13 protein-coding genes are annotated in these 14,206 nt (G+C 74.9%); 1 reads left to right on the forward strand and 12 read right to left on the reverse strand.

The features are described 5' to 3' along the window. Nucleotides 1-20 precede the first annotated feature (20 nt). The 9 genes from trpA to hisI form a co-directional block, all read right to left on the reverse strand. Nucleotides 21-833: a tryptophan synthase subunit alpha gene (gene trpA / locus D6270_RS07260; RefSeq protein ID WP_109166187.1), complete on the reverse strand. Its 813-nt coding sequence runs from the start codon at nucleotides 831-833 to the stop codon at nucleotides 21-23. Continuing rightward, nucleotides 830-2,116, reverse strand: a complete 1,287-nt coding sequence (trpB, locus tag D6270_RS07265) for a tryptophan synthase subunit beta (protein WP_109166186.1) — start codon at nucleotides 2,114-2,116, stop codon at nucleotides 830-832. The genes trpA and trpB overlap by 4 nt, the downstream gene beginning before the upstream one ends. A 145-nt stretch (nucleotides 2,117-2,261) precedes the next feature. Beyond that, entirely contained in the window at nucleotides 2,262-2,474 is a 213-nt protein-coding gene (gene trpM, locus D6270_RS07270) for a tryptophan biosynthesis modulator TrpM (protein WP_109166185.1), read from the reverse strand. Between the two features lie 16 nt (nucleotides 2,475-2,490). Further along, complete coding sequence (gene trpC / locus D6270_RS07275; protein WP_109166184.1) at nucleotides 2,491-3,300, reverse strand: indole-3-glycerol phosphate synthase TrpC; 810 nt, start codon at nucleotides 3,298-3,300, stop codon at nucleotides 2,491-2,493. Between the two features lie 115 nt (nucleotides 3,301-3,415). Beyond that, nucleotides 3,416-3,919 (reverse strand): DUF2752 domain-containing protein, encoded by a 504-nt coding sequence (locus tag D6270_RS07280; RefSeq protein ID WP_109166183.1) that lies wholly within the window; start codon nucleotides 3,917-3,919, stop codon nucleotides 3,416-3,418. A 427-nt stretch (nucleotides 3,920-4,346) separates the two neighbouring features. Then, nucleotides 4,347-4,598 carry an HGxxPAAW family protein gene (locus D6270_RS07285; protein WP_018512043.1) on the reverse strand — a complete coding sequence of 84 codons (252 nt, stop codon included), beginning with the start codon at nucleotides 4,596-4,598 and terminating at the stop codon, nucleotides 4,347-4,349. Between the two features lie 208 nt (nucleotides 4,599-4,806). Next, complete coding sequence (locus D6270_RS07290; RefSeq protein WP_109166182.1) at nucleotides 4,807-5,487, reverse strand: TIGR02234 family membrane protein; 681 nt, start codon at nucleotides 5,485-5,487, stop codon at nucleotides 4,807-4,809. Between the two features lie 14 nt (nucleotides 5,488-5,501). Next, the gene (locus D6270_RS07295) at nucleotides 5,502-6,995 is read right to left on the reverse strand and encodes an anthranilate synthase component I (protein WP_109166181.1); all 1,494 of its coding nucleotides are present in this window, start codon (nucleotides 6,993-6,995) and stop codon (nucleotides 5,502-5,504) included. A 9-nt stretch (nucleotides 6,996-7,004) separates the two neighbouring features. Beyond that, nucleotides 7,005-7,385: a phosphoribosyl-AMP cyclohydrolase gene (hisI, locus tag D6270_RS07300; RefSeq protein WP_109166180.1), complete on the reverse strand. Its 381-nt coding sequence runs from the start codon at nucleotides 7,383-7,385 to the stop codon at nucleotides 7,005-7,007. An 84-nt stretch (nucleotides 7,386-7,469) separates the two neighbouring features. Between hisI and D6270_RS07305 the strand changes: the two genes are divergently transcribed. Beyond that, the gene (locus tag D6270_RS07305) at nucleotides 7,470-8,102 is read left to right on the forward strand and encodes a TIGR03085 family metal-binding protein (RefSeq protein ID WP_109166179.1); all 633 of its coding nucleotides are present in this window, start codon (nucleotides 7,470-7,472) and stop codon (nucleotides 8,100-8,102) included. An 18-nt stretch (nucleotides 8,103-8,120) separates the two neighbouring features. Here the strand turns inward: D6270_RS07305 and D6270_RS07310 are convergent, their stop codons facing one another. The 3 genes from D6270_RS07310 to D6270_RS07320 form a co-directional block, all read right to left on the reverse strand. Next, nucleotides 8,121-9,716 (reverse strand): RsbRD N-terminal domain-containing protein, encoded by a 1,596-nt coding sequence (locus tag D6270_RS07310; RefSeq protein ID WP_109166178.1) that lies wholly within the window; start codon nucleotides 9,714-9,716, stop codon nucleotides 8,121-8,123. Nucleotides 9,717-9,890: 174 nt separating this feature from the next. Further along, entirely contained in the window at nucleotides 9,891-13,058 is a 3,168-nt protein-coding gene (locus tag D6270_RS07315) for a helix-turn-helix transcriptional regulator (protein ID WP_204117148.1), read from the reverse strand. Between the two features lie 190 nt (nucleotides 13,059-13,248). Then, nucleotides 13,249-14,181: a bis(hydroxyethyl) terephthalate hydrolase gene (locus D6270_RS07320; RefSeq protein ID WP_109166177.1), complete on the reverse strand. Its 933-nt coding sequence runs from the start codon at nucleotides 14,179-14,181 to the stop codon at nucleotides 13,249-13,251. Nucleotides 14,182-14,206 lie beyond the last annotated feature (25 nt).

Below are 14,206 nucleotides of genomic sequence, written 5' to 3' on the forward strand. Positions count from 1 at the left end.
CGTTCAGGTGACTTCGAGGGTCACCGCTTTCGAACGCCCTGGGCCAGCTCGCCCGCCAGGGACCGGACGGCGTCGAGGCCGGCGGCCTCGTCCGGGGCGTCCAGGATCGCCTTGACGAAGGCCGAGCCGACGATCACCCCGTCGGCGAATCCGGCGACCTCGGCGGCCTGCTCGGCGTTGGAGACCCCGAGGCCGACGCAGACCGGCAGGTCGGTGGTGGCGCGGGTGCGGCCCACCAGCTCCTGGGCCTGGGCGCCGACCGATGCGCGGGTGCCGGTGACACCCATCAGGGAGGCGGCGTAGACGAAGCCGCTGCCGGCCGCCGTGATGGTGGCGAGGCGGGCGTCCTGGCTGCTGGGGGCGACGACGAAGACGGTGGCCAGGCCGTGCTTGTCGGCGTGCTCGCGCCACAGCGCGGACTCCTGGACCGGCAGGTCGGGCAGGATGCACCCGGCACCGCCTGCCTCGGCCAGCTCGGCGGTGAAACGCTCCACGCCGTACCGGTCGATGGGGTTCCAGTACGTCATGACCAGGATCGGGACGCCGGTGGCCTCGTACGCCTCGCGGACCGTCCGCATCACGTCGGCGATGCGGACGCCGCCGCGCAGGGCGATGTCGTCGGCGGTCTGGATGACCGGCCCGTCGAGGACCGGGTCGCTGTGCGGGAGCCCGACCTCCACGACGTCGGCACCGCCCGCGACGACGGCCTTGACCGCCTCGATGCCGCCGTCGACGGTCGGGAAGCCGGCCGGGAGGTAGGCGATCAGCGCGGCCCGGTCCTCCGCCTTGGCGGCGGCGAGGGTGGTGCTCAACAGCTCGATGTTGCCGCTCACTTGGCGTCCCCCTCGATCTCGGCGCGGTCGCTGTCGGCGTCCGCCTCGACGGCGGCGTCGGTGTCGTACAGCCCGAAGTAGCGGGCAGCGGTGTCCATGTCCTTGTCGCCCCGGCCGGACAGGTTGATGAGGATCAGCCCGTCCTTGCCCAGCTCCTTGCCGAGGTCCAGCGCACCGGCGAGCGCGTGGGCGCTCTCGATGGCCGGGATGATCCCCTCGGTGCGGGAGAGCAGGCGCAGGGCCTGCATGGCGGCGTCGTCGGTGACCGCGCGGTACTCGCCGCGCCCGATGTCCTTGAGGTAGGAGTGCTCCGGGCCGATGCCCGGGTAGTCCAGACCGGCGGAGATGGAGTACGGCTCGGTGATCTGGCCCTCGTCGTCCTGGAGGACGTAGGAGCGCGACCCGTGCAGGATGCCGGGCTCCCCCGCCGTCAGGGTCGCCGCGTGCTCGCCGGTCTCCACGCCGTGCCCGGCGGGCTCGCAGCCCACCAGGCGGACCTCGGCGTCCGGGATGAAGGCGTGGAAGAGGCCGATGGCGTTGGAGCCGCCGCCGACGCAGGCGACCGCCGCGTCGGGGAGGCGGCCGGTGCGCTCCAGGAGCTGGCGGCGGGCCTCGACGCCGATGACGCGGTGGAAGTCGCGGACCATCGCGGGGAAGGGGTGCGGTCCCGCGACCGTACCGAAGAGGTAGTGCGTACGGTCCACGTTGGCGACCCAGTCGCGGAACGCCTCGTTGATGGCGTCCTTGAGGGTCCGGGAGCCGGACTTCACGGCGACGACCTCGGCGCCGAGCATCCGCATCCGGGCCACGTTGAGCGCCTGGCGCTCGGTGTCGATCTCGCCCATGTAGATGGTGCAGTCGAGGCCGAAGAGGGCGCAGGCGGTGGCGGTGGCGACGCCGTGCTGGCCGGCTCCGGTCTCGGCGATAACCCGGGTCTTGCCCATGCGCCGGGTGAGCAGCGCCTGGCCGAGCACGTTGTTGATCTTGTGCGATCCGGTGTGGTTCAGGTCCTCGCGCTTGAGGAAGACCCGGGCGCCGCCCGCGTGTTCGGCGAAGCGCGGGACCTCGGTCAGCGCGCTGGGGCGGCCGGTGTAGTTGACCATGAGCTCGTTGAGCTCGGCGGCGAAGGCCGGGTCGGACTTGGCCTTGTCGTACTCGACGGCGACCTCGTCCACGGCGGCGACGAGCGCCTCCGGGATGAACTTGCCGCCGTACGCACCGAAGTAGCCCTCGGCGCTGGGGATCAGACCCTCGGGGTCCGGGATGAAGAATTCGGACGTCATGCGACGTGCTCCTTGGCCTGGCAACGGGTGGGTTCACCGTATGCGCGAAGGAGCGAGCGCCACCGGGACCGGCGTGCGGTCGGGGCAGTGCGGTCGTACGTACGGGTGGAGATGTGGGGTGCTGCGGTACGTCGGCCGGGGCTCGCTACTGCGCGGACCCCGGGCGCCATCGCATCCCGTTCACCTGGCCGGGCTCGTCACCGATCACGTACCGCACACGCCGTCCGTGCACACGCCGGGCGGGGGCGCGGCAGCCTCGCGGCCTGCACCCGCGCGCCAGCGGGGCGTGCGGGTCCCGGGCCGGTGCCCCGGCGGGGCGCAGGCCCGGCCGGGTGCGGGGCACGGGGTGGTCGGTCATGTCGTGGCGCTCCCGGTCAGCCGCGGCCGTGGCGGAGGGCCGGGTGGGCGCCGGCGGCGACCAGGTCGGCGACGGCGGCGCGCGGGTCGCGGCCGGTGACCAGGGACTCGCCGACGAGGACGGCGTCGGCGCCGGCGTTGGCGTACGCGATCAGGTCGTGCGGGCCCCGGACGCCGGACTCGGCGATCTTGACGATGTGGTCGGGGATCTCGGGGGCGACGCGCTCGAAGGTGGAGCGGTCGACCTTGAGGTCCTTCAGGTTGCGCGCGTTGACACCGATGATCCTCGCCCCGGCGTCCACGGCGCGCTCCGCCTCCTCTTCGTCGTGCGCCTCGACGATCGGGGTGAGCCCGATCGACTCGGCGCGCTCGATCAGGGAGACCAGCGCCTCCTGGTCGAGGGCGGCGACGATCAGCAGGGCGAGGTCGGCGCCGTACGCCCGGGCCTCCCACAGCTGGTACGAGGTGACGATGAAGTCCTTGCGCAGGATCGGGGTGTCGACCTTGGCGCGGACGGCCTCCAGGTCGGCGAGCGAACCGCCGAACCGGCGCTCCTCGGTGAGGACCGAGATGACGGACGCGCCACCGGCCTCGTAGTCCGCGGCGAGCGCGGCGGGGTCCGCGATGGCGGCAAGGGCCCCCTTGGACGGGGACGAGCGCTTGACCTCGCAGATGACGGTGACGCCCTCGCCGCGCAGGGCGGCGACTCCGTCCTTGGCCTGGGGGGCGCGGGCGGCGCGCTCCTTCAGCTCGTCGAGGCTGACGCGCGCCTGCCGCTCCGCGAGGTCGGCGCGGACGCCGTCGATGATCTCGTCGAGCACACTCACGCGAGCGGCCCCCTTCCGGAACGGTTGACGGTGAACAGGATCAGCCATACCGATGGTATCCGCAGGAGGCCCCGGGGCCCGCATCCGGCCACGCCGCGTCCCACTACCTGGGCATTCAGGGCGCCAGCGCCGAGCCGAACGGCAGATTCCGGACCACGGTGAAGATCAGGAGCAGGGCGCCGATGCCCCACCACCAGGCGGGCGCGAGAACGATCCGCAGCGACTGTCCGCGCCAGGCCCGGACCAGCCACAGGACCCAGACGGCGGCGAAGAGGAAGTAGCCGGTGGTGGCGAGCGCGTTGGAGGAGAACGCGGCGCCGAGGTCGCCGTGGATGAAGGCATGGGCACTGCGGAGTCCGCCGCAGCCGGGGCAGAACGCGCCGGTGATCTTGAGCAGGGGGCAGACGGGGTAGTGGCCGGGCTCGTTGGGATCGACGGTGCCGACGTAGGCGAAGGCGGCGGTGACGGTGGCGAGGACGCCGAGAGGGGTGGCCAGGCGGCGTACCCGGGTGGCCGGAGGGCCTGGCTGGCGCGCTGGAGAGCCTGTCTGGGCGGTCCGGGGCGCCATCCAGCCCGTCCGGCGTTCGAGGACGGAACGGTGGCTCTGGGGGCCGGGCATCTGAGAAGGGTCCTCACCCGAGGGCCCTGTGAGCTCCGGGGCCACCCCGGCAAGGGTTCCGTCCTCAAACGCCGGACGGGCTGGAATGGCGCGGGTTCCGTCCCCGGAAGCCGGACGGGCTGGAATCGCGCGGGTTCCGTCCCCGGAAGCCGGACGGGCTGAAGGGGCGGAGGGCTCGTCCCCGGGCGCCGGGTCGGCCGGGAGGGGCCGGGCCATTTCTGGGGTTGGGCAGACCGTCAAGGGCATGTTCCAGGGGCCGACGCCCTGGGGGGCGGTCTCCGGGCGGGGCCGGTCGGCGGGGCCGACCCCCTGGGGGGCGGCTTCGGGGGGCGGGTTCGGGGTGGCGTCCACCCCGTGATTGTCCCCGGTCATACGGAAAGGCGCAGCCCACCCGGGGCTGCGCCTCGCTGCGTGTCGGACGCGCGGGTCAGTGCGAGACCTGGGCCTCGCCGGCGCGCGCCCGGGCCTCCACCAGCTCGGCGGACTCCTTCGGCATGCCGAGGCCCGCGAGCTTCATGGCGTAACCGACGATGCCACCGGCGAAGATGACGGCGATACCGGCCCAGAAGCCGAGCGGGTTGGCCGCGACCATGAAGACGCCTGCGACGCAGAAGCCGATGAAGGCGATGATGACACCGGTCCAGGCGGCCGGGGTGTGTCCGTGGCTCGTGCCCGCCATGAGTTGCTCCTTGTTGGTGTTGCGCGGTGGGTATCGCGTAGGTGTCGCTGCAGCTGTCGCTCGGGGGACGGCTCGCCTCCATTGTCCCGTACGGGGCCACCGGGGATGAGCCGGGGGTCTGTCCTGTACGGGGCCGTCGGAGGTCGGCCGGGGGTCTGTCCCGTACGGGGCCGTCGCAGGTGGGCCGGGGCGCCCCTCAGGGAGGGGTTCAGCCCGTCGGGTCCTCGCCCCGGTCCAGCGCCTTCCACAGCTCCTCGGGCCGGTCCGGGTCCGGGGCGGTGCGGGGCGCCTTGCGGGGGCGCGGGGTGCCGTCGCGTTCGTACCGGCCCGACATCGTGGGCCAGCGGCCGCCGAAGCGGAGGGCGAGCAGCCCGGCGAGCAGGATCAACAGGCCCCCGGCGGCGGTGACGTACGGCCAGGCGGTGTGGGTGAGGGCGTCGATGGTGGCCGCCGTGTCACCGGTGGTGCGGGCGGCCTCCTCGTCGAGGGCCGTGCTGTCGGAGGCGCCGGCCCAGGCGCTGAGCGCGGCCCCGAGGCCGCTGAGGGCGAGCAGCGCGGCGACGACACGGCGGCCCGCGCCGCGCACGGCGAAGACGGCGACGAGGGCGGCCAGGCCGACGATCGCCAGGGCCGCCGGGGCACCGGTGACGTCCCGGCCGTCGGCGGTCAGCGGCAGGGCGCCGCCGCCGGTCGCCGCCCGGCCCTCGGCCCAGATCTGGCCGGAGGCCAGGAGGACGACGGTCGCACCGGCCGCACCCAGGAGCAGCGCGGCCGCGAGCGACCGGCGGCTGCCCGAGGAGTCGGGCGCGGCTCCGGAGGACGCGTCGGGCACGTCGTCGGCGGTTCGGGCACGGGGCTGGGGTACGGGGACAGCACTCACGTCATCCACTATCCCTTACGGCCTCAGCGGTCGTGGAGCCGGTTGGCGGTATGGACGGCGCGCAGCACGGCGGCCGCCTTGTTACGGCACTCGGTGTCCTCCGCGACCGGGTCCGAGTCGGCTACGACACCCGCTCCGGCCTGCACGTACGCCGTACCGTCCCGCAGCAGCGCGGTACGGATGGCGATCGCGGTGTCGGAGTCCCCGGCGAAGTCGAGATAGCCGACGCACCCCCCGTACAGGCCCCGGCGGCTCGGCTCCAGCTCCTCGATGATCTGCATGGCGCGCGGCTTGGGGGCGCCGGAGAGGGTACCCGCGGGGAAGCAGGCGGTGAGGACGTCGAAGGCGGTGCGGTCCTCGGTGACGCGGCCGGTGACGGTGGAGACGATGTGCATGACGTGGGAGTACCGCTCGATCGACATGAAGTCGACGACCTCCACGCTGCCCGGTTCGCAGACCCGGCCCAGGTCGTTGCGGCCGAGGTCGACGAGCATCAGGTGCTCGGCCCGCTCCTTGGGGTCGGCGAGCAGTTCCTCGGCGAGCGCCTGGTCCTCCTGCGGGGTGGCGCCGCGGTGCCGGGTCCCGGCGATCGGGTGGACCATGGCCCGCCCGTCCTCGACCTTGACGAGGGCCTCGGGGCTGGAGCCGACGACGTCGAACCCGTCGAAGCGGAAGAGGTACATGTACGGGGACGGGTTGGTGGCCCGCAACACCCGGTAGACGTCCAGGGCGCTCGCCGTGCACGGGGTCTCGAAGCGCTGGGAGGGGACGACCTGGAAGGCCTCGCCCGCCCGGATGCGCTCCTTGATGTCCTTGACGGCGTCCTGGTAGGCCTCGCCGCCCCAGAGCGCGGTGTACGGCGGCAGCTCGGACGGCGGCAGGACCGCCGGGGCGTTCTCGACCGGGCGGCGCAGGTCCTGCTCCATCGTGTCGAGGCGGGCGACGGCGTCCGCGTAGGCCTCGTCGACGCCGGTGGAGAGGTCGTTGTGGTTGATCGCGTTGGCGATCAGCAGGACGGTGCCGTTCTGGTGGTCGAGGACGGCGAGGTCCGAGGTGAGGAGCATGGTCAGCTCGGGGAGCCTCAGGTCGTCGCCGCCGTGCTCGCCGATCTTCTCCAGGCGGCGGACGACGTCGTAGCCGAGGTAGCCGACCATGCCGCCGGTGAAGGGCGGCAGGCCCGCGTCGCTCACCAGGTCGCGCGGGGTGTGGAGGGTCTCGACGGTGGCGCGCAGGGCCTCCAGCGGGTCGCCGTCGACCGGGACGCCGACGGGCGGGGTGCCGAGCCAGTGGGCCGCGCCGTCGCGGGCGGTGAGGGTGGCGTCGCTGCGTACGCCGATGAAGGAGTAGCGCGACCAGGTGCGGCCGTTCTCCGCGGACTCCAGCAGGAAGGTGCCGGGGCGCTCGGCGGCGAGCTTGCGGTACAGGCCGACCGGGGTGTCGCCGTCCGCGAGGAGGCGGCGGCTGACGGGGACGACGCGCCGGTCGACGGCCAGCTTGCGGAAGGTGTCGAGATCCATGGCCGGACCTTAGCTGTCGAGGAGGGTGAGGACGTCGGCGTCGAAGCAGGTGCGGTCGCCCGTGTGGCAGGCGGCGCCCGTCTGGTCGACCTTGACCAGCACGGTGTCGGCGTCGCAGTCCAGGGCGACGGACTTCACCCGCTGGATGTGGCCGGAGGTGTCGCCCTTGACCCAGTACTCCTGGCGGCTGCGCGACCAGTAGGTGCAGCGGCCCGTGGTGAGGGTGCGGTGCAGCGCCTCGTCGTCCATCCAGCCGAGCATCAGCACCTCGCCGGTGTCGTACTGCTGGGCGATGGCCGGGACCAGGCCGTCGGCGCCGCGCCTGAGGCGGGCGGCGATGGCGGGGTCGAGGCTGCTGGCGGGCGGCGTGGGGCCGGGCGTGCTGGTCATGGGCCCATTGTGCCGTGGCGGCGGGGGCCTTCCGGGCGGACGTCCACTGGGCGGACCCCGGGTGACGGTCGTACGCTGGCTGGCATGTCGACCCATGCGAAGCGTGAACGTCTTCTGCTCGCCGATCTGTTGGAAGCGGCCGGTCCCGAGGCACCGACCCTGTGCGAAGGCTGGAAGACCCGTGATCTGGCCGCCCATGTGGTGGTCCGTGAGCGCCGCGCCGACGCGGCGGGCGGGCTGGTGATCTCCGCCCTGAAGAACCGTCTTGAGCGGGTGCAGGGCGAGTTCGCGGCGAAGCCGTACGAGGAGCTGATCCAGCTGATCCGTACGGGGCCGCCCCGGTTCTCCCCGATGTCCCTCAAGCAGATCGACGAGGCGGCGAACACGGTGGAGTTCTTCGTCCACGCGGAGGACGTGCGCCGGGCCCAGCCGGACTGGTCCCGGCGCGAGCTGGACCCGGTCTTCGCCGACGCGCTCTGGTCCAACGTCGAGAAGACCGCCCGGGTGATGGGGCGCAAGTCCCCGGTGGGTCTTGTGCTGCGCCGTCCGGACGGCCGGACGGCGGTGGCCCACAAGGGCGCCCCGGTGGTGACGGTGACCGGGGAGCCCTCGGAGCTGCTGCTGTTCGCGTCCGGCCGGCAGGATGCCGCGGACGTGCAGGTGGAGGGCGAGAAGGAGGCGGTGGACCGGCTGCACCGGGCCGCGCTGGGGATGTGACCGCCCTCCGGGTGGCTCCTACGTTGCCAGCAGCCGCCGGGCCGCCAGGGCGAGGGAGACCTCGACGGCGTCCCGGGGGCGGGTCAGACAGCGGCCGGTGAGCTGTTCGAAGCGGCGCAGCCGGTTGAGGACGGTGTTCCGGTGGCAGTAGAGCCGCGCGCCCGCCCGCTGCGCCGAGCCGTCCGCGTCCAGCCAGGCCGTCAGAGTCTCCACGATGACGTCCCGGTCCGAGGGGTCCAGCCGGTCCAGCGGGCCGAGCACCCGGTCGGCGAGGGCGGAGCCGAGGGCCGGGGAGGAGACGACGAGGGCGTCCGGGAGGTGCTCGTCCAGCAGGACGGTGCCCCCGGAGGCCGGGCAGGCGCGGAGCGCGGTCTCCGCCAGCCGCCGCGCGTCCCCGAGCGCGGCCAGGCCGTCCACGGCGGAGCCGATCCCGGCCCGGGTGCCGGCGGGGGCGCTCAGGGCGGCGGCGATGGCGCGGAGCTCGCCGGGGTCGTCTGCTTGGCCGGTGAGCCGGAGGATGGCGAACTCCGCGTCGGGGCCGGTGTGCCAGAGGGGGGCGTTGGCGGGGGGCGTGTGCGGGGGCCCGTCCGGGGACGGGGTCGGGGCCGCGTACGGGGCCGGGCTCGGGACCACGTGCGGGCGCCCGTCCTGGACCGGGCTCGGGGCCGCGTGAGGATTCCAGTCCCGTGCCGGGCTCGGGGCAGCATGCGGGCGCCCGTCCCGTCCGGGGCCCGGCGCCGCGCCCGAGCGCCCGTCCGACGCGGTCCGCCCGTCCAGGGCCGTCCGCCCCTCCGATCCGGTCCGCCCGTCCGGCTCTGTCCGCCCCTCCGGCCCTGTCCGCCCGTCCGGAGCCGCGCCCGGGGCCAGCGCGGACGGCAGGTTCAGCGAAGGCCGGATGGAGCCCGGCTGTTGCGGGCCCCCCGGGGCGGAGGCCACCGCGAGTACGGCGTACCGCCCCTGTTCCGGCAGTCCCAGCATGGCCGCCGCCTCGCAGAGGTCCGCGATCCGGGCGGTCCCGTCCAGCAGCGCCGCGATCATCAGCCGCTGCTGGTTCTCGCGCCGCCAGGACAGCCGCCGCTCGGCCTGCCGGTAGGCGTCGCCGACGATGCCGCAGTGTTCGTCGACGAAGTTCCACACGTCGGCGGCGACATGGACGAGCAGCCGTACGTCGTCGGGGTCGCGGCGGGCCGTCTCGTCCACCAGGTCCTGCCAGACCATCGCGCCGCCCATCCGGAAGGCGTGGAGGACGGCGTCGAGGGGCACGCCCTGTTCGGCGCGGATCTCGCCGATCCAGCGGGAGGTGCGGTGGGCGGCCTCGCGGTACTCCCGGGGCTGGATCAGCGAGCCGACGTTGTGCCGCAGCGAGTGGTGGACCTCCTGCCAGACCTCGCCCCGGTCGGCGTCGATCGCCGCCCGGTAGCCGGGTTCCTGTTCGTACAGGGCGTCGACGAGCCGGTCGGTGAGGACCGGGAGCGAGGCGACGAGGACCCGCGCGGCCCGGTGCAGCACCTCGACGGCTTCGCGGTCGGCCAGGGAACGCAGGCGCTGGGGCAACGGCGACACGGGGTGGGTGCCCCGCAGCACCGCGATCCGGGAACGTACGACCTGTGGCATGGCGGCCTCCACCGGGAATCGGCCGGCTGCGCGATCGGCCGGCTCGGAGCACCCGGCCCGGCAGGGCACGAGCGCAGCCGAATGATCCTGACGCCCGCAGAATGACATACCGCCCGGTCGGTACCTAGGGGTCTGCGCGGAACTTTGTCATCACGGTCTCGCAACCACCGGCCTTCACAGGCCCTCGGGACCCAGGAGCCGGGCCAGCTCGGTGCGGGAGCGGATGCCGAGGGCGGCGAAGACGTTGCGGAGGTGGTGGTCGACCGTACGCGGGCTGAGCGAGAGGCGGAGCGCGACCTCGCGGTTGGTGGCGCCTTCGGCGACGCAGCGGGCGATGCGCTGTTGCTGCGGAGTGAGCGTGGAGAGCGCGCCGCCCGTCGCGGGCCGCACCGAGGGGCCCTGCTCCCCCGCCGCCCGTAACTCGCCGGCCGCTCGCTCCGCCCAGGCGCGGGCCGAGCAGCGCTGGAAGGCGACGAGGGCGTCGCGCAGCGGGGTGCGGGCCTCGCGGGTACGCCGGCGGCGGCGGAGCCACTGCCCGTACAGGAGCTGGGTACGGGCCCGTTCGAAGTCTCCGCCCGCCCGTTCGTGGTGGGCCAGGGCCTGCGCGTACCGGGCGTCGGCCTCGTCGGCGGTGGCCAGCAGGGCTTGGCAGCGGGCGAGTTGGGCGGGGGCCTGCGGGTCGGCGGTCCGGGCGGTCCACCCGGCGAACTCGGCGACGGCGGTGTGGAGCTCGCCGGCCTCCTCGGCTGTCCGGCCCGCGAGGACGGCGGCCTCGATGTAGCAGGGCACGGCGAGCATCCGGGCGGCGAAGTGGCCCTGCCGGGGCCCGGGGCGCACCAGCGGGCCGAGCCGGGCGGCCGCCTCCTCGGAGCGTCCGGCGGCCAGGTCGGCCCGGGCCCTGGCCCAGGTGGCGAGGGTCGCGGGCTGGGCGAGCCCGTGCGGCCCCGCCCCGGCGAGCGCGGCGTCGCAGTGGGCGGCGCAGGCCTCGGCGGGCCCCTCCACGGAGGCGGCGAGGGCCAGGACGGCGTGCAGGTGGACGGAGCTGTTGGGCTGCCCGGTACGGCGGGCGGCGTGCAGCCCCTCCAGGGCGTGGGCGCGGGCCCCGGCGTGGAGCCCGGCCCGCAGCTCGGCGTAGGCGAGGTGCTCCAGGGCCTGCGGCAACAGTGCGTCGGGCCCACCGGTCCGTACGGCGGCGAGTGCCCGCGCCCCGGTCCGGCAGGCGGTGGCGACCTCCCCGACGACGAGGGCGGCGACCCCGGAGCGGAGGAGGGCGGCGGGGTCGGTGAGGGCGGCGCGGCTCACCGCGTCCGCCCGGTCCGCCGGGTGCAGGCACTGTCGGAGCAGCGCGTGCCCCGTCTCCGTGCGTCCGGCGAGCACCGCGCACATCCCGGCCCGGTAGGCGGCGAACTCACGGTCGTACGGGGTGGGGTCGATGCGGCCCATGGCCTCCAGGTAGCCGGCCGCGTCCCCCATCACCCAGGCCGCCTCGGCCGCACCGAGGAGGGCGTCGAGGGCCCGCCGGGGGTCGTACGGGCCGAGCAGCGCGGCTGCGGCGAGGAGGGCCGCGTGGGCGTCGGCGGCGGGCCCGGTGCGCAGGGCGAGCAGGCCGTGGACGTAGGGGGCGAGCCCGTGGCGGGGTGTGGCGGCCTGCTCCACCGCCGCCCCGGTACGGGCCAGCAGGGCGCGGGCCCGGTCCGGGTCCCCGGCGAGGGCCGCCTGTTCGGCCGCCGCCGCGAACCGGGCCGAGCGCAGGGGCTGGTCGGTGGTGAGCGCGGCGGCGCGGGCCAGGGCCGAGGAGCGTTCGGCATGCGGGTACGGGACGGTCGCGGCGGCCTCCAGCCGGGCGGCGAGCCCCCTGTCCGGGCCGGGGGCGGCGCAGGCCAGCTGGACGAGGGAGGCGAGGGGGGCGGGGTGGCCGACGAAGAGGACCTGGCCGGGTACGCAACCGGAGTGCCCCGCCTCTTCGGGCCCCCGGCCGGAGCGCACCGGCGCGCCCGGCGAGGCTGGGTGGCCGCCGGCAGGCGTCGACGCGGCAGGGGCGGTGGCGCGGTCGCCGGTCTCCGCCAGCAGCGTGGCCAGCAGCTCGTGGGTGGCGCGGCGGCGGGCGGGCGGGGCGTGGTGCAGGACCGCGCGGGCGAACAGCGGGTGGCTGAAGTGGACCCGGCTTCCCGCCCGTTGGAGCAACCCCTCGGTGGCGGCCGAACCGGACAGGAGGCCGTCCAGGAAGTCCCGGGGCAGCCCGGTCCGGGTGCCGGCGCGCAGCAGGAGCAACGCGTCCGCCCCCGCGCCGGCGGGCTCGTGCTCCTGGGCGGCGGCCGCCAGCAGGAGCAGCGCCCGGGTGTACGCCGGAAGCCCGTCGAGGCGGTCCGCGTGCGCGGCCAGCACGCCCTCTGCGCCGGGCAGCGGACAGGGCAGCGGGGTCCGCCCGGCGAGCTGGTCCGGGGTGAGGCGGGCGGTGAGCCCGGTGAGGAGGCGGGGGTTGCCGGCCGCCTCCCGGAGAAGCTCGGCGCGGACGACCGGGTCGAGTCCCCCCGTGACGCTGGAAAGCGTTCGCGGACGGCGGCCGGGGGCCTCCGCAATGCCGGAAGGCCACACACCACCGGAAAAGCCCTCGCCCGCGCCACGGGCAAGCCGCCCCGCGACGCCGCAACCCCTCACCTCACCGGTGAAGTCCTCCGCACCACCGCTGAGCCCCACGCCACGCCCAAGGCCTTCCGCACCACCGGCGAAGCCCTCCGCACCACCGATGAACCCCGCACCACGCCCAAGCCCCTCCCCACCGCCGACCGCTCCCTCCGCAACCCCGATCAGCCGCTCCAGCAACGCCGATGACGCCTCCTCGTCCAGTGGGCCGAGGCGGAGTGTGGGAAGGCCGGCGAAGGCGGGGCCGTCGTCTGCCGTGATCAGGATGGCGACCCGGCTGCCCGTGCCGAGTCCGCGGGCCGCGGAGCCGAGGGCGGTGCGGGAGGCCGGGTCCCAGGCGTGGGCGTCGTCGGCGCAGACCAGCAGCGGGCGGGCGGCGCCCAGTTCCCGCAGACGGGCGAGCAGCGACTGCGGGGTGGGCCGGGTGAGGGGGGCCGAGCCGAGCAGGGCGTGCACCCCGCTGTGGGGCAGGGCGCGTTCGGCGGGGGCGGCGGTGGCGTACAGCACCGGGCCCCGGGGCCGGTGTGCGGCGGCCGCCTCGCGCAACAGCGCCGTGCGGCCGAGTCCGGGCGGTGCCGACAGGACGAGGGCGCCGCCGTCGCCCTGGCCCAGCCGGGCCAGCAGCCCTTCCAGGGTAGCGAGTTCACCGCTGCGGCCGTACAGCCGGAGCGGACTGTGCACGGTCGTCGATGAGGTCACGTCCGGCACGGTAGGACCGTGCGGGCCGGGGCGGAAGGTGCGCGTCCGGCGGCCCGTCCTGGCCGGTGCGGGCTCCCAGCAGGACGGCTCCGGCGCTGTGCGCGGGCACAGTGCCGGAGCCGCCGGGTGACCGGTTCCGCGCCGGACGCGCGACGGTTTCCGCGCCGGTCGCGTACCGGCTACGCCGGTTCTACGAGGTGTGCGGGCAGGTGCCCCGGTACTCCGCGATGGTCAGGCTCGGCCGCGGGATCGGGCAGAGGAACTGCTCGTAGCGGGTGTCGTTGTCGATGAAGCGCTTCAGCCACGAAAGGCTGTACTTCGCGATCGTGGTGTCGGACGAGTTCGGCGTGAAGTGCGAGGCACCGCGCAGCTCCAGATACGCCTTGTCCAGCGAGCCGGGCAGCGACTCGTAGAACGGCTTCGAGTGCGTGGCGACCGGCGCGACCGTGTCGCCGTCCGCCCCCACCACCAGGGTGGGCGTACGGAGTTCGGGCCAGGTCTTGTCCGTGTTCCAGCCGGTCAGCGGGATCGCCGCCTTCAACGACGTACGGCTCTTGGCGGCTTCCAGCGAGCCTCCGCCGCCCATCGAGTGGCCCATCACGCCGAGCCGGGTGGCGTCGACCCGGGTCCGTACCGAGCTGCGCTGGGTCAGATAGTCCAGCGCGGACAGGAGCTGGCGGCCTCGGCTGTCGGGCTGGTCGAGGGTGGTGTTGGTGTCGATGGTGAAGACCACGAAGCCCTGTGAGGCCAGGCGCGGGCCGAGCCAGGCGATGGAGGACTGGTAGGCGGTGAAGCCGGGCGAGATGACGACCGCGCCGAAGGTGCCGTCGGCGGTGGAGGTCGGGTAGTAGATCGTGCCGCCGCCGAAACCGCTCGCGGCGAGCGAGGAGACCGAGGTCTGCGAGGTGGCGTACGAGCCGCGGCTCGCCTCGATGGAGGCGTTGGTGGGGGCCGGGCCGCGCTCGTAGGGGTTGGCGGCGACGGCGGCCTGGGAGCCGGGCGCCAGGGCCGTCAGCAGGAGGCCGGCGGTGGCCGCGGCGGAGGCCAGCAGGCCCGTCAGCCTACGGGGGCGGCTCGGGCGTGGGGAGTGCTGGCGGGCGGGGAGGAGGCGGTGCTGCTGCACGGGGGGATCCTCTCGGTGGTGGCGG

This window comes from Streptomyces griseus subsp. griseus, from assembly GCF_003610995.1.
Lineage (GTDB): Bacteria > Actinomycetota > Actinomycetes > Streptomycetales > Streptomycetaceae > Streptomyces.

Coding starts and splice junctions, on each gene's coding strand:
- trpB (WP_109166186.1), bottom strand. CDS start 2,116: ATGACGTCCGAATTCTTCATCCCGGACCCCGAGGGTCTGATCCCCAGC.
- trpM (WP_109166185.1), bottom strand. CDS start 2,474: ATGACCGACCACCCCGTGCCCCGCACCCGGCCGGGCCTGCGCCCCGCC.
- D6270_RS07280 (WP_109166183.1), bottom strand. CDS start 3,919: ATGCCCGGCCCCCAGAGCCACCGTTCCGTCCTCGAACGCCGGACGGGC.
- D6270_RS07285 (WP_018512043.1), bottom strand. CDS start 4,598: ATGGCGGGCACGAGCCACGGACACACCCCGGCCGCCTGGACCGGTGTC.
- D6270_RS07295 (WP_109166181.1), bottom strand. CDS start 6,995: ATGGATCTCGACACCTTCCGCAAGCTGGCCGTCGACCGGCGCGTCGTC.
- hisI (WP_109166180.1), bottom strand. CDS start 7,385: ATGACCAGCACGCCCGGCCCCACGCCGCCCGCCAGCAGCCTCGACCCC.
- D6270_RS07305 (WP_109166179.1), top strand. CDS start 7,470: ATGTCGACCCATGCGAAGCGTGAACGTCTTCTGCTCGCCGATCTGTTG.
- D6270_RS07310 (WP_109166178.1), bottom strand. CDS start 9,716: ATGCCACAGGTCGTACGTTCCCGGATCGCGGTGCTGCGGGGCACCCAC.